This window comes from Paenibacillus sp. PastF-3 (assembly GCF_029893135.1).
In the GTDB taxonomy this organism is placed as follows: Bacteria; Bacillota; Bacilli; order Paenibacillales; family Paenibacillaceae; genus Paenibacillus_AQ; species Paenibacillus_AQ nitricinens.
On sequence record NZ_JARXWM010000003.1, the window covers coordinates 39120 to 59979 of the forward strand.

21 protein-coding genes are annotated in these 20860 nt (G+C 45.2%); 3 read left to right on the forward strand and 18 right to left on the reverse strand.

What is annotated here, in order from left to right; all coding sequences use genetic code 11:
- Positions 1 to 19 precede the first annotated feature (19 nt).
- The 5 genes from M2444_RS07415 to M2444_RS07435 all read right to left on the reverse strand — a co-directional run bounded on the left by M2444_RS07415 (position 20) and on the right by M2444_RS07435 (position 5938).
- Entirely contained in the window at positions 20 to 2953 is a 2934-nt protein-coding gene (locus M2444_RS07415; RefSeq protein WP_280786640.1) for a sensor histidine kinase, read from the reverse strand.
- 100 nt (positions 2954 to 3053) lie between these two features.
- A complete protein-coding gene (gene sigF, locus M2444_RS07420) occupies positions 3054 to 3809 on the reverse strand; it encodes an RNA polymerase sporulation sigma factor SigF (protein WP_042129724.1) in 756 nt (251 codons plus the stop codon).
- 11 nt (positions 3810 to 3820) lie between these two features.
- On the reverse strand, positions 3821 to 4276 hold the full coding sequence (gene spoIIAB, locus M2444_RS07425) for an anti-sigma F factor (RefSeq protein WP_042129726.1): 456 nt from the start codon (positions 4274 to 4276) through the stop codon (positions 3821 to 3823).
- Positions 4273 to 4626 carry an anti-sigma F factor antagonist gene (spoIIAA, locus tag M2444_RS07430; protein ID WP_042129729.1) on the reverse strand — a complete coding sequence of 118 codons (354 nt, stop codon included), beginning with the start codon at positions 4624 to 4626 and terminating at the stop codon, positions 4273 to 4275. Before spoIIAA ends, spoIIAB begins: the two co-directional genes overlap by 4 nt.
- A gap of 175 nt (positions 4627 to 4801) precedes the next feature.
- Positions 4802 to 5938 carry a D-alanyl-D-alanine carboxypeptidase family protein gene (locus M2444_RS07435; protein ID WP_256989916.1) on the reverse strand — a complete coding sequence of 379 codons (1137 nt, stop codon included), beginning with the start codon at positions 5936 to 5938 and terminating at the stop codon, positions 4802 to 4804.
- 373 nt (positions 5939 to 6311) lie between these two features.
- Here M2444_RS07435 and M2444_RS07440 point away from each other — a divergent pair, with 373 nt between their 5' ends.
- A complete protein-coding gene (locus M2444_RS07440) occupies positions 6312 to 7346 on the forward strand; it encodes a serine hydrolase domain-containing protein (protein WP_280786641.1) in 1035 nt (344 codons plus the stop codon).
- A gap of 84 nt (positions 7347 to 7430) precedes the next feature.
- Here the strand turns inward: M2444_RS07440 and M2444_RS07445 are convergent, their stop codons facing one another.
- The 9 genes from M2444_RS07445 to M2444_RS07485 form a co-directional block, all read right to left on the reverse strand.
- Complete coding sequence (locus tag M2444_RS07445) at positions 7431 to 8762, reverse strand: pyrimidine-nucleoside phosphorylase (RefSeq protein ID WP_094872127.1); 1332 nt, start codon at positions 8760 to 8762, stop codon at positions 7431 to 7433.
- Positions 8763 to 8922: 160 nt separating this feature from the next.
- Positions 8923 to 9747, reverse strand: a complete 825-nt coding sequence (locus M2444_RS07450; RefSeq protein WP_076284512.1) for a purine-nucleoside phosphorylase — start codon at positions 9745 to 9747, stop codon at positions 8923 to 8925.
- Between the two features lie 45 nt (positions 9748 to 9792).
- Complete coding sequence (deoB, locus tag M2444_RS07455; protein WP_280786642.1) at positions 9793 to 10971, reverse strand: phosphopentomutase; 1179 nt, start codon at positions 10969 to 10971, stop codon at positions 9793 to 9795.
- A 227-nt stretch (positions 10972 to 11198) separates the two neighbouring features.
- Positions 11199 to 12092, reverse strand: a complete 894-nt coding sequence (gene xerD, locus M2444_RS07460) for a site-specific tyrosine recombinase XerD (protein WP_094872123.1) — start codon at positions 12090 to 12092, stop codon at positions 11199 to 11201.
- A gap of 158 nt (positions 12093 to 12250) precedes the next feature.
- Complete coding sequence (locus M2444_RS07465; protein ID WP_042129742.1) at positions 12251 to 12484, reverse strand: DUF4227 family protein; 234 nt, start codon at positions 12482 to 12484, stop codon at positions 12251 to 12253.
- A 162-nt stretch (positions 12485 to 12646) separates the two neighbouring features.
- Entirely contained in the window at positions 12647 to 13111 is a 465-nt protein-coding gene (fur, locus tag M2444_RS07470) for a ferric iron uptake transcriptional regulator (protein ID WP_094872120.1), read from the reverse strand.
- An 89-nt stretch (positions 13112 to 13200) separates the two neighbouring features.
- Entirely contained in the window at positions 13201 to 13851 is a 651-nt protein-coding gene (spoIIM, locus tag M2444_RS07475; protein ID WP_280786643.1) for a stage II sporulation protein M, read from the reverse strand.
- 81 nt (positions 13852 to 13932) lie between these two features.
- Positions 13933 to 15132: an endonuclease Q family protein gene (locus tag M2444_RS07480; protein ID WP_280786812.1), complete on the reverse strand. Its 1200-nt coding sequence runs from the start codon at positions 15130 to 15132 to the stop codon at positions 13933 to 13935.
- Complete coding sequence (locus M2444_RS07485) at positions 15123 to 15695, reverse strand: NUDIX hydrolase (RefSeq protein ID WP_076299537.1); 573 nt, start codon at positions 15693 to 15695, stop codon at positions 15123 to 15125. Before M2444_RS07485 ends, M2444_RS07480 begins: the two co-directional genes overlap by 10 nt.
- Positions 15696 to 15772: 77 nt before the next feature.
- Between M2444_RS07485 and M2444_RS07490 the strand changes: the two genes are divergently transcribed.
- Positions 15773 to 15946 (forward strand): hypothetical protein, encoded by a 174-nt coding sequence (locus tag M2444_RS07490; protein ID WP_179281665.1) that lies wholly within the window; start codon positions 15773 to 15775, stop codon positions 15944 to 15946.
- Between the two features lie 232 nt (positions 15947 to 16178).
- Here M2444_RS07490 and M2444_RS07495 read toward each other — a convergent pair whose 3' ends face one another.
- A complete protein-coding gene (locus M2444_RS07495) occupies positions 16179 to 17306 on the reverse strand; it encodes a tripeptidase T (RefSeq protein ID WP_094872114.1) in 1128 nt (375 codons plus the stop codon).
- Positions 17307 to 17400: 94 nt separating this feature from the next.
- Here M2444_RS07495 and prli42 point away from each other — a divergent pair, with 94 nt between their 5' ends.
- Positions 17401 to 17502 (forward strand): stressosome-associated protein Prli42, encoded by a 102-nt coding sequence (gene prli42, locus M2444_RS07500; protein WP_094872112.1) that lies wholly within the window; start codon positions 17401 to 17403, stop codon positions 17500 to 17502.
- Between the two features lie 82 nt (positions 17503 to 17584).
- On the opposite strand, the gene lipB is transcribed toward prli42, so the two are convergent.
- The 3 genes from lipB to M2444_RS07515 all read right to left on the reverse strand — a co-directional run bounded on the left by lipB (position 17585) and on the right by M2444_RS07515 (position 20859).
- The gene (gene lipB / locus M2444_RS07505) at positions 17585 to 18295 is read right to left on the reverse strand and encodes a lipoyl(octanoyl) transferase LipB (protein ID WP_280786644.1); all 711 of its coding nucleotides are present in this window, start codon (positions 18293 to 18295) and stop codon (positions 17585 to 17587) included.
- 57 nt (positions 18296 to 18352) lie between these two features.
- Positions 18353 to 19714: a dihydrolipoamide acetyltransferase family protein gene (locus tag M2444_RS07510; RefSeq protein WP_280786645.1), complete on the reverse strand. Its 1362-nt coding sequence runs from the start codon at positions 19712 to 19714 to the stop codon at positions 18353 to 18355.
- A 158-nt stretch (positions 19715 to 19872) separates the two neighbouring features.
- Positions 19873 to 20859: an alpha-ketoacid dehydrogenase subunit beta gene (locus tag M2444_RS07515; protein ID WP_042129758.1), complete on the reverse strand. Its 987-nt coding sequence runs from the start codon at positions 20857 to 20859 to the stop codon at positions 19873 to 19875.
- Position 20860: the final 1 nt, after the last annotated feature.

The window sequence follows — 20860 nt, forward strand, 5'->3', positions numbered from 1 at the left end:
CAATTGTTATGCCGCATGATTAATCTGCAGGTATAGATATATTGACCGCTAATCCCTTTTTATCTGGCGAGTGAAATACTATTGTCCCATCCATACTTCGAACTCTTTCCTTCATCCCATAAATCCCCATACTTGTAAGTGAATCCTCACCAAATAAATTCATTCCGATTCCGTTATCTTTATAATCCAAATGAATATGATTGTCTTCACTAGCTAAGGTGATGCGTACTTCTGTCGCAAAAGAATGCTTTGCTGCATTAGCCAAAAGTTCTTGCACAATACGGTACAGGCCTATAAGCACTTCATCATCTAACTTATGTGTGAATCCTTCAGACTCGAAATAAATCTGATAGTTGGTACGTAGCTGCGTAAATTCAAACAACGTCTCCAGCGAGGAGATAAGACCTTCATTGATTAATGCAGGAGGTCTGAGCTCGTTACAAATAATCCGAAGTTGATAAATAACATCTAGTAACCCTTCTGCAATCTGTTCTAGCAGTTCCCTAAGATCCCCATTGATGGACTTTTCACCTAACAGTAGATCCAACTTACGATACCAGATAATCTGTTCTTGAAGCGCTGAGTCGTGTAAGTCCTGAGCAAGTCTTTTTCGCTCATTCTCGGATAAATTAAACATAAATCGGAGAAGCCATGTAGGCGCCACTTGCTTGGAAGCTGCTAGCTCAAGATCCTTCGTTAAATCTTCGATAAGCAAAAAATGATCAAAGAGAACACTGACATAACGGGTAATCGTCTCCAGCCACACTCGAATAGAACCGATTTCTAGTAAAAGCGTCTTCTCGTTAATCGACAACAAGTAGCTTTTTCCTCTGGACTCCCCGATCTTGAGTGAATACCCTTGCTCAGTCTCTATAATTTCACATAATTTATCATGGTTAGATTCAACTGCGATAAATTTTATATTTGTTATCTGCAGAGTTTCTCTGACTTCTCTAAGCAACCGCTGCTCCATATGACTAATCTTCATCACACCAAAAAGATCTTGGGAGAACTGATCGAGACTCATTTGCAGGCGAAAATACCGTTCCTCACTCTCTCGTATAATCTGCTCTGTATGTTCTCTGTCCTCATCTGCTTTTTTTCGATCGCTAATATCCCTAAATATAGAGATACATGCGACTTTTCCTTTATACAAAATGGAGCTAGCTGTTACCTCTACATCGATAATCGTTCCATCCGAACGTACGACCTTTTGTTCAATAGGAGCTATGATCTTATAGGGTTCTTTATAGATCTCTCGCATGCGTTCTTTCGACAGCCGCAGATACTCCGGGTGCGCCCAATTGAAAATATTTTTACCAATCAATTGACTCTCATCGCTAACTCCAAATAATCCAAGACAAGAGAAATTTACATAAACAAACTTATAATCGCTATGCAGAACAACCGCTTCAGGCGACATCTTGATCAGCTGCTGATTGAACTCCTCGCTTTCCCTTAATTCATTTTCCATTTGGACTCTCTTAGTAATGTCTCTTGCTACAATTACGATACTCATTACTTCTCCATCCTCATCTAGAACAGGAGTAGCAAGACATTCTAAATTTAAGATATAACCTTTTGTGTGAATAAAACGATTGTAAAACATCTTGCTTGCTTTTGTCCGAAAAATATTTGATATCTGTTCACGCAAGCTTTCTTGCTCATCTGGATCGATATACTTAAGTATGGTAGTGTCTTTGATTAGCCCTACAGGAATACCGATTAGGGTTTCGCAGGAAGGCGAGGCTACAATGAAATTTCCTTTCTGATCCAGTACCCCCATCATATCCTTCATGTTATTAATAATAAGTCTGTACTCTGCTTCACGCTGTGCCAGCTTATGTTCTACTTCTACTGTTGATGTTATATCTTTAGCGACCACAAAAGCACCTACAATACGACTATTCACATAAATAGGGATATTTTTCATAGTCCAGTGGCTCACTGTTCCATCCTTACGCGAAGAGGCAACAACATAGTGCTGAGCAGATCCCCGTACTGTTCTTTCAAAAAAATCCGACATCCTCAGTATATTTTCTACTCCAAATAGATTCGTGATGCACAAGTTCTCTCCGACCATATTTAAAGCTTCTCCAGTAATCTGCTCTGCTGCGGAATTGATTGCCAAAATATTACCTTGCAGATTCACCTCGCATACGACGTCTGAGTTATAGTCAAATAAGGATTTATAGCGCTGTTCACTTTTGAGTAATGCCTCCTTCATTAACTTTCTTTCAGTGATATCTGCCAAGATCCCGTCTAGCCGAACAACCGCTTGGGATTCATCTAGACTGGGTATGATTCTGACCTGTAGCCATCGAGGCTCGCCACTTGCGTGGATAATCCGATATTCACTAAGTTGTGGAATCCCTTGACCAACCGATGATATTATCTCTTGAATCAGGGGGTTTTCTTCTTTATGCGCAATACGGAACCAAAAATCATCCTCTTTCGCCTGTTCAACGGAATAACCAGTGATATTGTGAACCGCATCCGATACAAACAATACTTTCTTTGCAACATAATCAAAAGACCAAATCGCCACGTCAAGGTTAGAGAACATCTGTTGATACAAAGAAAAGGTGCTTTCTAATTGAATTTGCGCCGTTTTTTGTTCAGTAATGTCCAGCATAATTCCATCTATTCGGCAAACCTTGCTCTCCTTATTCAGGATTGGCGTGCCAATACTTTGAACCCACTTCAGTCCTTTAGCAGGTAGTTGCATCCGATACTCAAGACAACTGATATGACCAGCATTTAATCTTTCCATGTAGGCATCATATCGATCAAGATCCGCTACATTCACAAGTTCCCGCAAAAAATTGGGGTTGTGCGGTTTAGTCTTACTTGTGCAACCAACCCATTCCTCTAAAATATTCGACATCGTCAGCAGATTTTCTTCCATATCCAAAGACCATGTGATCACATTCTCGTCACCGAGTGAATCCATATTGAGATCACCTCCACATAAAAAGCCCCCCCTTTTCGGGGCGGCTTTTTGTTCTAATTCGCTAATTTATAAGCGTCATTACATGAATAACTTTATCCTACTATTGAGCAATCTGCTCACGGATATTCTGCAATATTTTCTTCTCCAGCCGGGATACCTGCACTTGAGAGATCCCTAGACGACTAGCGACCTCTGACTGCGTTTGATCACGATAGTAGCGAAGATAGACGATCAGACGTTCACGTTCACTGAGGCCTCCGATAGCTTCATTTAATGCCAGCTTATCGAACCAACGCTCCTGTGATTCGTCAGCGATTTGATCAATCAGCGTGATTGGATCTCCATCATTCTCGAACACCGTTTCATGGATAGAAGTCGGTGGCTTATTGGCTTCTTGGGCGAATACCACTTCTTCGGGTGTAACCCCTAGCGCTTCCGCAACTTCACCAATCGTAGGCAGACGATCAAGCGTTTTAGACATTTCGTCCTTCATCTTACGAACTTTATTAGCCATTTCCTTAAGGGAGCGACTGACCTTCAAGGTGCCATCGTCACGAAGGAAACGCTGAATCTCACCGATAATCATCGGCACTGCATAAGTGGAGAACTTGACCTCATAGCTGAGGTCAAATTTATCAACGGACTTCAAGAGTCCAATGCAACCGATCTGGAACAAATCGTCAGGCTCATACCCGCGGTTCATAAACCGCTGCACCACCGACCATACCAGTCGGATATTACAGCTTACAAGCGTGTCGCGGGCAAGACTATCTCCGGCCTGACTGAGCGCGATAAGACGTTTGACCTCCGCATCGTCCAAATAGGTCGGCGGAGCTTTTTTTGACTCTGCATCCATGGCTCCAACCCCTAATTGTATAAAGCTTTTTTCGAGACGATGGTTTTCTTCATTGAGATAGAAGTACCGTGTCCCGGTTCACTAGTGACTTCAAATTCATCCATGAAATTCTCCATAATAGTAAAGCCCATGCCCGACCGCTCCAGCTCTGGCTTAGAGGTATACAGCGGCTGTTGCGCCAGCTCCAAATCCTCAATGCCGCGTCCTTGATCCTCAATGGTTAGATGTACCGTTTCGTTGTCCAACGATGCCGAAATGGTCACAATACCTTCCGGATCACTATCATACCCATGAATAATACAGTTGGTGACCGCTTCCGACACGACTGTCTTCAGATCATTCAGCTCGTCCATCGTAGGATCAAGCCGGGAAACGAACGCCGCTACGACTACACGCGCGAACGATTCGTTCTCCGAGCGTGCAGCGAACTGCACGTTCATGAAGTTACCAGCCTTACTATTTGTCATAACGCAACCTCCAAATCCGAGAGTGCAGTACTCTCGTCGTCATATAGGGGCATGATTTTGAACAGGCCTGACATTTCCAGCAGCCGCTTCACAGGTGCCGTTGCATCACACACAACCATTTTTCCACCTTTACTGTGGATCAGTTTATACCTTCCCAGAATCACGCCTAGGCCTGAACTGTCCATAAACTGCAGATGCTTAAGACTAAGAACCAAATGCGATACCTGACCACGCATAATCGCTTCATCCATATCCATTCTTACAAAATCGGCTGCGTGATGATCCAACTCCCCTGATAAACGGACAATCAACACACCCCTGTGATGCTCCATCTCCACATGAGAATTCATGCTTGCCACTCTCCTCTTCGTTGCTTTGAAAACTGACCTTGAAAGACAGTACCTATTCCCTTCAAGGACAAGGTTTTCTACGCGGCAAATCAGGAATCCTGCCTCACGACAAAACTAGAAGAAAACCCCTATGAATCTACAGAGTACATGGGTGTAATCTACAAAAAAACTGTTTTTAATCTACGCCGAACATCGAGCCAGTTGTGCGCTTAAAGAGCTTCCACCAGCCCGCTTTCGCCACAGCTTCCCCTGCTTTTAAATCATATTCCTTAATCACTTGGGTTCCTTGGTAGACCACTAGCTTACCCACAGATTGACCTTCAGCTACTGGAGCCTTCACGCTTTCCGGTAATACTAGTTCGTGGCGGATGCCTTCTTGAGTCACACCTTTTTTCAAAAGAACACTGTACGTCTCTTTGGCTGTTATCGGTAACTCGGATTTTACGCCCTTTTCAATCTTTAGGGTGCCGATCGCATCCCCTTCTTTGTGGATCGTGTGTACTTTATATTGCGAGAACAGGTAATCGAACATGCCTGAGACTTCACTATTGCGCGTCTTTGTGTTCGGCTCGCCTAGTACAACAGCGACAGCACGTAGGCCATCTCTTGCTGCTGTAGCAGACAAACAAAATTTTGCCTCTGCAGTATAACCTGTCTTCAAACCATCAGCACCAGTGTAGAAACGCACCAGCTTGTTCGTGTTCACCAACCAGAACGGTTTGGTTGAATCCTTACGTAAGTAATCCTGATAGGAACCGGTATATTTTATAATTTGATCATGCTTCAAAAGCTCACGACTGATGACCGCAATATCGTAAGCTGAGGAATAGTGATTGGCGGCTGGAAGACCGTTGCAGTTGGCAAAATGGGTATCTTTTAGACCCAGCTCCTCTGCACGTTTATTCATCAGATCGACAAAAGCACTCTCTGAACCAGCTATTTTCTCCGCCATCGCCACAGAAGCATCATTACCAGAAGCCATAGCGATACCTTTGAGCATATCGTCTACCGACATTTCTTCACCAGGCTCCAGGAAAATCTGTGATCCGCCCATAGAAGCCGCATATTCACTTGTTCTCACCTTATCAGTCAGCTGCAGTCTTCCTTCATCCAGCGCTTCCACCGTCAGTAACATCGTCATAATCTTCGTAATACTTGCGGGAGGCAGCTTATCATGGCTGTTCTTCTCATAAATAACGGTTCCGGTACCAGCGTCCATCAAAATAGCAGAACGTGCTCCCGGTGCGAGGTCTACAGCGGCAGCATTACTGCCAGAGTCCTTGGTTTTTTCTTCTGCATAAGCGCCTGACATAGGTCCTAGAACCGATACAGCGATACAGACCACAAGCACAGCAAAACGCATTTTTCTCACAATGGTTCCCCTCCTGAACGTTAACCTTCATATCACAGGTACTGTGTTCCAGTTTCGTCAGAAAGGGTGGAAATTATTCCATTTTTAAGGAAATAACCACAATTATTTATCTCAAGAAGGAAGGATGTCATCAATTAAAAAAAGCCCAGCAGCAGTTGCAGAGCATTTTTATTATAGGGGAGATTAAATAATATTTCAAATTTAAAGTATTCCCATTTTTTTCGTTCTCATTTTAGGACTTTTAAAGGTAAATCGTAGGCTTTCACGAATGCTATCTATGAACCTATAACTGTCTTACAGAGGAGAAATACGAATGAACCCACTTGAAACTTATATTGAAACAGAAGCAAAACAGAACGATTTCTCAGGCGTAGTACTAGCAAAACAATATGATAAAGAAATCGCCAGCAGCTGTCACGGTTATGCCAATAAGTCGGATAAGCGCGAAAACAATATTCATACTCGGTTCGGGATCGCTTCCGGGTGTAAAATATTCACAGCAATTGCCGTCTCTCAACTTGTCGAAAGGGGATTGATTTCTTTCGAAAGCAGATTATCAGACTATCTGAAAAAGGTAGAGTTCCCTCTCTTTAGTTCTGAAATCACCATACATCAGTTGCTTACGCATAGCTCTGGGATTCCAGATTATTTTGATGAAACAATCATGGATGACTTCGAAGAATTGTGGAAGACACAACCTATGTATACTTTACGGCAGCTGGAAGACTTTGTACCGATGTTTCGAAACCTCCCCATGATGTGGACCCCTGGTGAACGATTCCACTACAACAATGCCGGATATATCGTGCTAGGTCTTCTGGTGGAGGATTTAAGTGGAATGTCCTTTTCCGATTATGTGGAGCTTCACATCTTTAAGCCTTGCGGAATGGAGCAATCCGGTTACTTTACGTCAGATGCCTTACCAGCCAACTGTGCACTAGGATACATAGAGGAAGAAAACGGTAGCTGGAGAAGCAACATCTATTCAATCCCGGTAAAAGGAGGCGCTGACGGTGGAGCTTTCGTTACCGCTCCCGACATGCAGTTATTTTGGAACGGGCTAATGAACCATACCCTTTTGAGTCCAGTACTCACTTCATTGTTGCTTACTCCCCACATACATGTGGATGGTGAAGGCTATTATGGTTATGGTGTATGGATCACCCTCCGAGAAGAAAAAGTGTTCAAGTTTCACATTATGGGCTACGATCCCGGCGTTTCCTTCCGATCGGCTATCTATCCGGCTAGTGGAGAGACTGTGGTCGTATTATGTAATACAAGCAGCGGGGCTTCTCAGATTTTCAATCTTATCGATAAGCATTTTGTAGCTGCTCCGTCAAAAACATAAAACAGCGAGCCTCCTATTACGGGAGGCTCGCTGTTTTACTGTCTATTTCAGGTCTTTGTCATGACAATAATTATATTTCCTTGGCTAGTACCGTGTTACCCCATCCTTCGTAACAAGCGCGAATACCAGTGGTAATGGTGGAACCGATTCAGAAGTAATGCGGTAAGCTTCTAATACCTTGCCCTCAGCTTCCTCTACTTTCTTATCACTGGCATCATTGATATGCAATACTGCAAGTGTATCCCCAATCTCTACAGCATCTCCAACTTTTTTAGAGAGTTGAATACCTACAGCCAAATCTATTACAGATTCCTTGGTTTCACGTCCTGCACCAAGCAACATAGCAGCAATGCCGATTTCTTCTGCTTGAATCCCCTCAATGTAACCCTTAGTCTTCGCTTTCACTTCAATGAATCGTTTAGCAGCAGGGAGTTTCTCCGGATCATCGATTTGCGAAACATCTCCGCCTTGCGCACTCACGATCTGTTTGAATTTCTCCAGCGCTGTGCCATCTTCAATATGTGTCATCAGAATCGAACGAGCCTCCGCTTCATCCTTGGCTTTACCGCCAAGAACAAGCATCTGGCTGCCCAGAATAAGGCATACTTCCTGCAAGTCTTTAGGACCATGACCCTTCAAGGTCTCGATTCCTTCCTTAATTTCCAGCGCATTTCCGATCCCGTAACCCAGTGGCTGATCCATATCACTGATGATCGCAACGGTATTACGACCCAAATGGGTGCCGATATCCACCATAGCCTGGGCAAGCGCAATAGAATCATCAAGCGTCTTCATAAAAGCACCGCTGCCGGTTTTGACATCCAGTACAATGGCGTCTGCACCCGCTGCAATCTTCTTGCTCATCACCGAACTTGCTATAAGAGGGATGGATTCTACCGTTGCAGTTACATCCCGAAGGGCATACAGCTTTTTGTCTGCAGGTGTAATGTTGCCTGACTGTCCGATTACCGCAGCTCCGATCTCCCCTACTTGATCGAAGAATCGCTCGCGATCCATCTCTACAGAAAAACCAGTGATCGACTCCAGCTTATCAAGTGTACCTCCTGTATGCCCAAGTCCGCGGCCGGACATCTTCGCTACGGGTACTCCAGCAGAGGCTACCAACGGTGCAAGCACCACGGTTGTTTTATCTCCCACTCCACCTGTGGAGTGCTTATCCACCTTAATGCCTGCGATTGGGCTCAAATCCACTTGATCACCGGACATCGCCATTTCCATCGTTAGATCACCGGTCTCCCGTGCGTTCATACCTTGGAAATAAACCGCCATGGCCCAAGCAGAAAGCTGATAATCAGGAACTTCACCTTTACTGTAACCCTGAATTAGGAAGGATATTTCCTCACGACTAAGCTCTCCACCGTCTCTTTTTTTCTGAATAATATCGACAGCTCTCATCTTACACCTGCTCTTCACGGACATTTGCGCGAGCAAATCCGATATATTTTGGTTTCGTCAAATTAAGTACTTTTACAACCTGTTCATGCGTCATTGGCTCAATCATAATTTCTTGAATCATAGATATGACCTCCAGTAATTCAATATGAAGTATCCCAAATTACATTTTCGGAATAAAGCCTAAGACCAGTTTCAAGAAACGTTCACGCACACGTTCTGCAGTTTCCATCACCTCTTCATGATTGAGTGGTTGATCCAGGATTCCCGCGGCCATGTTAGTAATACAGGAGATGCCCAATACCTCAATACCTGCATGACGAGCAACAATGGTCTCCGATACAGTAGACATGCCCACAGCATCGGCGCCTAGCGTACGAAGCATTACGATTTCAGCAGGCGTTTCGTAGCAAGGGCCCAATAGACCTGCATATACGCCTTCTTTGAACTCGAAATTCTGCTGAGCTGCCGTTTCCTTCGCTACCTGGATCAGGCGGCGACTGTAGGCGGTCGACATATCTGGGAAGCGCACACCAAGTGCAGGATCATTAGGTCCTATTAAAGGATTCCGTCCAGTCATATTAAGATGATCCGTAAGAAGCATAAGATCACCCGGTGTGAAATCAGTGTTCACTCCACCAGCTGCATTCGTCACTAGTAAACTGGCTATACCAAGCTCTTTCATAACCCGTACTGGGAATGCCGTTACCTCTGGCCCATACCCCTCATACATATGAAAGCGGCCCTTCATCATCACAACTCGGCGGCCTTCGATCATACCAATTAATAGCTCGCCTTCATGTCCCTCTACAGTAGATACCGGAAAGTGAGGAATCTCATCATATGGAATACTTACTCCATCAGTAATAAGGTCTGCTAGCACACCGAGACCTGAACCAAGGATCAATCCAATTTCCGGAGCCACCGGACATTTGTCTTTTATATAAATGGCTGCTTCTTGAATTTCTTTTTGTGTTAACGCGCTCATGGATGATCCTCCTTCATTGATGTTGCGGAGCAACCCGCAACCCTTTTATTGCAGTTTCGCTAAAAAGCTTGTCCCATACTGCGGCGCCTTTGCACCAAAGTTATCAGCAATGGTTGCAGCTACATCAGAGAAGGTTTCACGAATGCCCAAACTTTCCGGATGTTTAAACCGTGGGCTATAGATTAAGAGCGGCACGTATTCACGGGTATGATCAGTTCCACTATGGATCGGATCGTTACCATGGTCTGCAGAAATAATCAACAGATCATCTTCACCAAGCGTGGATAGAATCTCAGGCAACGCCTGATCGAATACTTCCAGTGCACGGCCATAACCTTCTGGATCCCGACGATGTCCATATAAAGAATCAAAATCCACCAGATTCGTAAACAGAAAACCGTCAAACGGTTGACGAAGCTGCTCAATAGTAACTTCGATTCCATGTTCATTGCTCTTCGTTGGATAAGAAGCTGTAACCCCTTCTCCTGTAAAGATATCGTTGATCTTACCAACCGCGATAACATCCTTACCAATATCAGCAAGCGCGTTCATTACCGTTGGTTCCGGCGGCTTCACCGCATAGTCATGCCGGTTTGGTGTCCGAACGAAGTTCCCTGGTTCTCCAACATACGGACGAGCAATCACGCGACCCACCGAGAATTCTGGAGCCATTGTCAGCTCACGGGCTATTTTACAAGCACTGTATAGTTCTTCAAGTGGAATAATATCTTCATGTGCAGCAAGCTGGAACACGCTGTCCGCAGAGGTATAGACAATCCAAGCACCGGTTTTCATTTGCTCTTCACCGTATTCAACAAGAATCTCCGTACCGGAAGCTGGTTTATTACCGATTACCTTACGACCAGTTGCCGCTTCGAACTTCTCAATCAACTCTGCTGGAAAACCATCAGGATACGTATTGAAAGGAACCTCAATCTTCAGCCCCATTAGCTCCCAGTGTCCGGTCATCGTATCCTTACCTACAGATACTTCCTGCATTTTGCCGTAGTACCCTGTTGGTGAAGTTACAGGCTCTAGTGGTGGCAACGGAGCAATATTAGCTAACCCGAGCTTCTGTAGATTAGGAAGCTTCAAACCAAGAACACGATCCAATATATGACCAAGCGTGTGCGACCCAGCATCACCGAAATCCGCAGCATCTGGTGCTTCACCGATACCAACACTATCTAGAACAATAAAACCAATTCGTTTAAATGAGGACATTGTTGTCTTCACTCCTTTTTTAGTATAGATATTCTTTCGTACCAACAAGAAGAAACGGCTGTACCGTCTTCCAGAAGACATACGCTTCCGAAGCTAGCGATACAATGTACCGCTTATCAGGTATCCGTTTCTGCTAAAAGATAACCTGCGGATCATTCCCCAGTCTATCCTTTCAGTATGATTCCATCATAACCATCTTACTCACAAAAAGCATCTTTACAGCAGAATTATCGAGCTCTAGGATGGTGGCTCTCATATACTTCCTTCATATTCTTACGGGCTATACCGTTATAAATCTGAGTCGTCGAAATATCGGCATGACCCAGCATTTGTTGTACGGAACGCAAATCTGCTCCGCCTTCCAGTAAATGGGCTGCGAAGGAATGCCTAAGTGTATGCGGTGTAATATCCTGCTCAATGTTTGCTTCCCGCGCATATTTTTTTATGATTTTCCAAAAGCCTTGCCGGGTTAATCTTCCGCCTAGACTATTCAGGAACATGGCTGGTTCCTCCTGGTGATCACGAAGCAGCTTGTCCCGCATCAGTGAAGTGTAAGCCGATACACTCTCAGCTGCAAGGGTGCCAATGGGAACTACCCGCTCCTTTCCAGAAGTTCCTGTACAACGCGCAAATTTCATATCCGTGTGCACATCATCCACGTTAAGTGAGATTAATTCAGAGACCTTAATACCTGTTGCATAGAGTAATTCCAGCATAGCCTTATCGCGCATTCCTTGTGGCGTACTTACATCCGGCGCAGCCAATAATTGCTCTATTTCCGAAATGGTAAGCACCATAGGAGGTTTCTTATCAGGCTTCATGGTCTCCATGTCCAATGTTGGATCCTGCTCAATCAAACGTTCCTTCAGCAAGTAATGAAAAAAAGCACGGAGGGACACTGCGTTCCTGTTCAATGTTGCAGTTGCTCGGCCAGCTCCGCGTAATGAGCCAAGATATAATATCACATGCGATCTTCGGATCTCATCAGGCTGACTAGCCCCCCGCTCTTCAGCGAACTCCAGAAACTGCGATACATCCCTACCGTAAGATTCCAGGGTATTCGGGGACAAGCCTTTATCTCCGGACAAATAATGTAAAAACGGCTGCAAGTGTGACTTCATTATTTCACGCTCCTGTCCTGGCGCAGCTACTCATAGTGACTTCCTGCAGCACATTCAGCATGAGGGCTCTGCAGATGTGTACATTTAGTATACGCTGCATGAATCCACCTTGTTTTCTTCGACATTCTTCTCGCTTGTTCCTGCTTCCTGAGAAGCTTTCATTCTCCATACCAGTAATAGAAGCGCAAACGCTGTCTTGTATCCAGACCATCATCACCACGATCGGCATGATCAAAAGCCCGAACAGCAGTGCCTTCAGGAATTCCATAATTCTCTATCGGACTGATCCATTCACCAAGCCAGCTCATAGCACTGTAAAGTAAATAGCTTAGAGCTACAAACATGATCATAAAATACAGCTTTCGAACGGTTTTGGGCACAGAAACGATCATAAGGACGCCTCCCTTTAACATACAGTTAAGATCTGCTCGTCCTTCACCTTATGCACTAAAACGGACTGATATGTATACCTCCAATAGACCAATCATTTAAAAAGCTCTCTCCGGTAAAAAAACCGGGGAGAGCTTATGAAGTGAATTTCATTATAAGATGACTTAGGACGGATTTCCGTTTGAATTATTCTTATCACTACACCGATAGCATATCCCATGAAAATCAAGTCTATGATCAAGCACTGAGAAATTAAATTCTTTCTCCAATCGCTCTTCTAGCGGACCTAGCCAATCCTCGCGAATCTCATCCATACTACCGCATTGCACACAAATTAAATGATGATGATGGTGCTTCGCAGTATCTGTTCGCAGATCATAACGGGCGACACCGTCACCGAAGTTAATCTTTTCTACGACGTGAAGCTCGCTAAGAAGTTCCAGGGTACGATATACAGTCGCAAGACCGATCTCGGGAGCTTTCTCTTTCACGAGCATAAAAACATCTTCTGCACTAAGATGATCTTCCTCATTCTCCAGCAGCACTCTTAAGGTCGCTTCCCGTTGGGGTGTAAGCTTGTATCCTTGGGATTGTAACTGTTGCTTAATTTTGTCTATTCGAGCTTCCATTGTCTCCCTCCCCCTTGGAAAATTACCTCACCGGTCTTCAAACCACTTCTTCCATTATAGGGGGTGTCGCTTTGAGAAGTCAAACGCTTTTACTGCAAGCCCAAGGTAGTCACTGCTTGTACAAGTGAAGGTGTAACCCAGCGCATCATGATCGGCGTAACATAGGTCTCAAAGCTAGAAATGCCCAGAATCAACAGAGCCATCACAAGTGACAATATCGTGTACATCGTAAAAGGTCGAGTTATTGGCGTCCGGCGTTGTCCTAACACTCGGCTACGAATCATCTGCAAGGAAAAGGCGATCGCTGCTGCACTACTTAGTAACAACACAGGGATCAGTACCAGATTGTGCGGAGCCACAGAGACTAGTGCGAACAGCATCCCGTGCCAAGAATATTGACTGACTAGACAACCGACTGTAAAGCCGATCAGTACCCCTTTTAAAAAATCAAGAATCAAGATTCCCGGCAACCCAATGACTGATAATCCAAGGATCCAGATCAGCCCAATCCATTTTAAGTTTAAGGCCGCTATACTCCAGTACGAATCAGGTGCTGCAGATAGACCCTGCTGATCAACCGTTACAAAGAAATTCCCTAGATAATCCCCCAGCTCCTGTTGCTGATCCATCGTAAGCGCACTAACGATAAGAGCTCCAAATACAACACCTACCAGAAATAATACGCCGACAAAAATATACAGAGGCGTCTGTTCCTTCATCATCAGCCTTAAATTACGCATCGAGACGTTCCCCTTTCCGGTTACATGTTACACCATATGAGAAAACGTCCCGCGATATGACTTGTCCTTAGGACAGTAACTTTACTTTCCAGGTTGTACGACTTTACCGTATGTTCCTCCACCGCCTGCCGATAGCTCCAAAATTCCAGAGCGGGCCTGGACGATCATCGACGCCAAATCCGCACCTATAACGCTGGCAATTTCCGCTTCACCACAACCATGTAAAATGTTCATCTCAGTTCCAAACGCTTGCAGTAACGCGTTCATTTTCGCCTTCCCTAACCCCGGGATAAATTCAAGCGGAACCTGATAATGATAGGGTGGACGATCAGCAGGTACTATCGGTGTCTTGCGGTCCGCAATATCTAAGATCCGGTCGAATACACCTCTAACCAGCTTAAGACTGCCACAATACTGGCAGCGTTCCGATGTGACATATGCTTCGTCAATAATACTGCCACAACCTCCGCAGTAGGTTCGGTGGTATTTACCAAGCCGGGGGTTAAGTCCGAAATTGGCAGTTACCTTCCGCCCTTCCTTACGTTCTAGTGCGAGTCGTAGTTCAGCAAAAGAAGGTCGTGCCAACGCCATGACATTATACTCACGGCCTAGTTTGCCCAGTGAATGCGCATCAGAGTTCGTTAGGAATGTGAAGTCATCCAGCTCAGAAAGATAACCCGCCATTTCCGAATCTGCACTCAGCCCTAGCTCAACTGCTGCTATGCGATCCAGATCAAAGATGTCTGCCATACGCTCCGCTGCACAGCCGTACAAGCCCTTGTGAGGCGTGAAAATATGTGCAGGGATAAGAATGCCTCCCCGCCCATAAATCTCATCCTGAAGCTCCCTAGCCGGAGCATACAGGCGCTGGGAACTTAGATTCACATTCCGCATATAGCGGCTCATCCACGCACTAAAATCGGTCATGCGCTCCAAGTCCGGCATGTAGGCAAGCACATGGCACTCTTTTCGCCCAGGCTCGCGGATTTCAATCTCTGTTCCCAGAATGATCGTAGTCCCTCGGTAAGCAATCCCTCCACCTTCAGCTAACGTCATCTCTCCAGATTCCAAGGAACGCTCCATATCACGTAGAACGCCTGGTGAATGACTATCAATAATACCGATCATTTCCAGTCCCTTGCGCTCTGCAGCCTCTTTGGCAATGCCTGCAAAGGTAAGCTCGCGGGAGCCGCTGATTTTGACCGCTTGTCCTTCCGACGTTCGTCCAATATGAACATGCAAATCGCAATAGAAGCTCTTCAGTTCAGTTATTAATTCCATTGGCCAGTCAGCGTGTATAGATGCCAAGCATACACTGCCATCATCGTCTTCGCGTCCGCGATGCGCCCGTCAGCCATATATTGATACGCTTCCTCCAGGGTAAGCTCCGAAACTTCTAGAAATTCGTCCTCGTCCAGGGACATATCCCCTGGCTTTGCATTAGTAGTCACATACAAATGAATAATCTCATCGGCAAAGCCGGGAGAAGTATAGAAGGATTTAAGCAATTTCAGATCTCCACTGTGAAAGCCAGTCTCTTCCTGAAGTTCACGACCAGCCGCAACTAATGGATCTTCACCTTTATCCAGCTTCCCTGCCGGAATTTCTACTTCAGTGCGTTGCATAGGCTGACGGTATTGCTCTACAACAAGCATTTTGTTGTTGTTTAAAGCAAGCACCGCTACGGCGCCGGGATGCTTCACAACTTCACGTGTGGCTGTATTTCCATCAGGCAGTCTCACTGTGTCCACCTGTAAAGAAATAATCTTCCCATCAAAAACAGGCTGGGTAGACAATGTCACTTCATCAAGCTCGGGTTTGCTGTGCAAATGTTGTTCTCCCATAAAGTTTCTGGTCTCCTTTTTCTCTATTGTGCATACGGTGTATTATAGCAAACTTAAAGGGAAAGAAGGAATTTCAGATGAACGAAATCTTCAGCCGTACAAGCTCAGCCGCAGTTACAATGGTAGGTAAACCGGAGGAAATCAAAGCCATCTTAGCTAGGTGGATAGAGCGGTATGGGCCCGATATGCCTCTCTCCTACATTCTCTCCCTAAAGGATCAATCCAAGTTCATTCCAACCAAAGCAGGGTAAATTCATTCTTTCCTTTAGGATTTAATCATACATGTGCATCCGAATATAGGGGTGTCCCAAAAGCCAAGAAATGGCTGCTGGGGCACCTCAGTCTTTTTTTTGAGCTATGTTTTAAATCCTATACGCACCTCTTCATAAGGCTAAATCTGGCTGTATTAAACTCCCCATAAAAAATGCAGAGCAGCAATCCTCCATTTCGGTAGGATCACTGCTCTGCTATTTTATAAGACGGTTATCCCTTTACGCTTTCTTTAACAATACTCACTACAAGCTCAGCCACTTTAACGATATCTTCGGCTTTAATCCGTTCCTTAGTGGTATGGATATGCTCGTATCCTACAGCTAGGTTAATGGTCGGAACATCTAAGCCATTGAACACGTTAGCGTCACTTCCACCACCAGAGTGGAACAGACGCGGTGTAAGACCCATAGAAGTGATAGCCCGTTGTGCAAGCTGTACCAATGGATCATTTTCATTAAAGCTGAAAGCTGGATAAATAATTTCACTGCGGAATTCGCATTCTGCACCGTATTCGCGGACAGTGGTCTCCAGTGCTTCACGCATCGAAGCAATTTGATCGCCAACCTTTTCCTGCACGATACTCCGTGCTTCTGCATCCAATTGAACGTGATCGCACACCACATTCGTAGGTCCGCCGCCAGCGAATTTACCAATATTCGCAGTCGTTTCGTTGTCGATCCGTCCAAGCTTCATGGCAGCGATTGCTTTGCTTGCTACTTGAATCGCGCTGATGCCGTCTTCTGGATTAACACCTGCATGAGCAGATTTACCGAAGATTTGCATCGTAATCTTAGCTTGTGTAGGTGCCGCAACTGCAATCGCTCCGACTTCACCATTAGAATCGAGTGCGAAACCGAAGTCTGCATCCAAGTGACTCGGATCCATCGAGCGTGCACCCAGCAATCCAGATTCTTCACCCGCAGTAATTACGAACTGAATCTGACCATGTGGCAATTTTTGCTCTTGAATCACTCTGATCGCTTCGAACAGTGCAGCTAGACCAGCTTTGTCATCCGCTCCAAGAATTGTAGTGCCGTCACTTGTAATCCATCCATCCGCGCCGAGCGTAGGCTTGATATTTTGTCCAGGGACAACCGTATCCATGTGGCAAGTGAACAGAAGCTTTGGTGCAGATCCAACGTTCACAGCCGGCCAGGTAATGAACAGATTACCCGCTCCATGTCCAGTTCTTTCCTGGGAATCATCTTCGGTAACTTCTAAGCCAAGAGCGTTAAATTTGCTCTTGAGCACATCGGCAATCTGCCGTTCATTTCTTGTTTCACTATCAACTTGGACAAGCTCCATAAATTCTTGAATCAATCTGTCTTGTGAAATCACTGGACTTCCCTCTCTTTCGTGAATACGTTACAATGGTTGTACAGAAAGACCATCTTCATGCAATTAACTTAAACTAAATCTAAAGGAGTTACTCATGCAACGTAATAAATGGTTCAAAATCTTCATCTACGTCATGTTGTTCGCCATGATTGCCTCTACGCTCTTTATGGTTATCGAGCCTTTCCTTGCAGGTTAATATCTACACAAGGAACATTGATAATAGCGGCTAGGGACTCCCTTGCCGCTATTTGGCTTGCCTGTTAGTTCGTTATTCAACCTTAAGCCATAGTGCCGAAGAACTCATCCTGCTCTTCATAAGGAAAGTGTCTTAGAAAATACGGAACCAATTCTTTGGCCACATCTTGAAGGTCAAAACGACGACCTGCACATTCTTCTAGGGAGGTTATTCCAAATTCAGTGATACCGCATGGAATAATTCCTTGAAAGCCGTGTCCAGATATCCCTTCAGAAATGTTAAAAGCAAAACCATGGCTAGTTACAAACCCTCTTCGGAATTTGCTTTTGTTAAACTTGACACCAATGGCACAGATTTTCTCGTCGCCAACCCATACCCCTGTATACTCCGGCTTCCGTTCCCCTACAATTCCGTAGGATGCCAAATAATCAATAATCACTGCTTCCAGACTGCGCAAGTACCCGCGTAAATCAACCTTACCTTCTTCACCGAGCATAAGGATCGGATAACCTACTAGCTGACCCGGTCCGTGATATGTAATATCTCCTCCCCGGTCGATTTCAAACAGCGCAATTCCTTTTTCTTTGAGCTGCTCTTCATCTAGAAGAAGATGTTCGGGATGATTCTGTGAACCAATAGTATAGGTAGGCGGATGCTGCAAAAGAATCAATCGTTCCGGTTGCTCACCAGCATCAATGGCGTGCACACTTTCCTTTTGCAGATCCCATGCCTCCCCATACTCCATAATAGGGTCATATGAAATCTGCAGCTTACGATTATCCGAAATATTCATACCGTCAGGTCCCCTTTTTCAGTCTCATGCCTGCACAGTTTGGCTCGTTATTATTTTTTAGTAAAGTTTCGTATCTGGGGTATATCCTTCGATGTTATCCTTAACGCGTTGCAAGAAACGACCGCAAATTACTCCGTCCAGAATCCGATGATCCAGCGACAGACAAATATTAGCCATTGATCGCACACCTATCATATCGTTTATGACCACAGGTCTTTTTACAATCGATTCAAACGTTAAAATCGCTGCCTGTGGATAGTTAATGATTGGATAAGAAAGAATGGAGCCAAATGAGCCGGTATTATTTACAGTGAAAGTTCCTCCCTGCAAATCTTCCAGACTCAGTTTGCCTTCGCGGGTTTTTTGTGCCAATTCATCAATCTCACGTGCCAGCCCGGCAATATTTTTCTGATCAGCCTTCTTAATTACAGGAGTGATAACCGAATCTTCAGTACCTACCGCTAACGAGATATTGATATCACGTTTGACAATAATTTTGTCTACAGCCCAGACAGAGTTCATAATCGGGTAATCCTTAATCGCACTCACAACAGCCTTCATCATGAAAGCCAGATAGGTTAGATTGATACCTTCTTTGCGCTTGAACTCATCCTTATGTTTATTGCGCAGTGCGACCAGATTAGTCACATCTACCTCAATCATTGTCCAAGCATGCGGAATTTCCGAGACACTTTGGCGCATTCTTGTAGCGATTGTATTCCGGATTGGTGTTACATCAATCAGGTATTCCGAACTGCTGCCTCGGCCACCCTCGACTTCAATTGTTGGAATACGAGGAGATTCACTCAAATGTAAACCCGATTGGCGAAGAGGCTCTTCCGTCTTCTTCTTTTCAGCTTGAACGAACTGAGGAGCAGGCGGTTGTGACACCGCTGGTGCAGGTTGACTAGCAGAAATCGAAGCTGGAGATGTAGCTCCGCCACTTTCGATGAAGGTCAGCACATCCTTACGGGTAATTCGGCCGCCCATACCAGTACCCGAAACTAAATTCAGATCGATGTTATGCTCAGCCGCCAAAGTCTGCACCGCAGGAGAGTAGCGTGCACGCATCGTATCGCTAGCAGTTGAATTCGCATTTTGACCCGCAGCATTATTAGCTGCAACTGTGTTTGTGTTAGTCACGTTTACAGCAGCAGGTGCAGTCACAGGCACGGCAATACGACAAATGACTTCGCCGACATTGACAACCTGACCTTCTTCCGCCAATAGTTCACCCATAACTCCATCTATCGTTGAAGGCAATTCAGCATTTACCTTATCTGTAATAAGCTCACATATTGGTTCGTATTGCTCTACCGGATCGCCTGGTTTCTTCAGCCATTTGCCGATCGTCGCCGATACTAGCGATTCCGCCAGCTGCGGCATGATCACGTCAGTCAACTTTTGGTTGTCAGACATCTTTTCACTCCTCAAATGTTTTACGAAGTAAAACTCACTTCGTAAGCATAATCTTTAAGTTTTACGAAGCTTCGCTTCTTAGAAATGCTGCACAGTAAAACTCACTTCGTAAGCATAATCTTAAAAGTTTTACGAAGCTTCGCGTCCACTCCACTATTTTAATATTGCGCCAGTCGAAGCATTTCTGCCTTCACTTTTTCCTTGCTAAGCATGAAGAACTTCTCCATTGGTGGGCTGATTGGCATCGCCGGAACATCGGGACCACAAAGACGGAAGATCGGCGCGTCTAGTTCAAATAGACAATGCTCAGCGATAATTGCCGCCACTTCGCCACCAATACCGCCCGTTTTATTGTCCTCGTGCACAATAAGAACCTTCCCTGTCTCACGAGCAGCAGCTATGATCGCCTCACGATCAAGAGGCTGCAAGGTCCGCAGATCCAGAATATGCGCTGTAATGCCTTCTTCGCGCTCCAATTCTTCTGCTGCTTGCATCGCAAAATGCAATGGCAAACTATAACCAATAACCGTAATATCTGTTCCCTTACGCAGCAGATTAGCTTCGCCAATTGGAACGATGTAATCACCTTCTGGCACTTCTTCCTTGATCAGCTTATAGCACTTTTTGTTCTCGAAGAATAAAACCGGGTCAGGATCACGTACGGCTGCCTTCAATAGTCCCTTTGCATCGTAAGCAGAGTAAGGTGCGACAATCTTCAAGCCTGGTGTACCGAAGAAAATCGATTCCGGACACTGAGAATGGTACAGACCGCCGAATACACCGCCGCCGATAGGCGCACGAATGACAACCGGGCAATTCCAATCGTTATTTGAACGATAGCGGATTTTGGCCGCTTCGCTAATGATTTGATTCGTTGCTGGAAGCATGAAGTCAGAGTACTGCATTTCAGCAATCGGCTTCATACCATACATAGCTGCACCAATCGCCACACCAGCAATAGCTGATTCCGCTAACGGTGTATCCAGTACACGCTCTTCACCGAACTGTTCTTGCAGACCTTTTGTTGTGGTAAATACGCCACCCTTGAGACCCACGTCCTCGCCAAGCACAAACACGGATTCATCGCGTTCCATTTCTTCCTTCATCGCGAGCCGAATGGCATCGATATATTCCATTATAGCCATG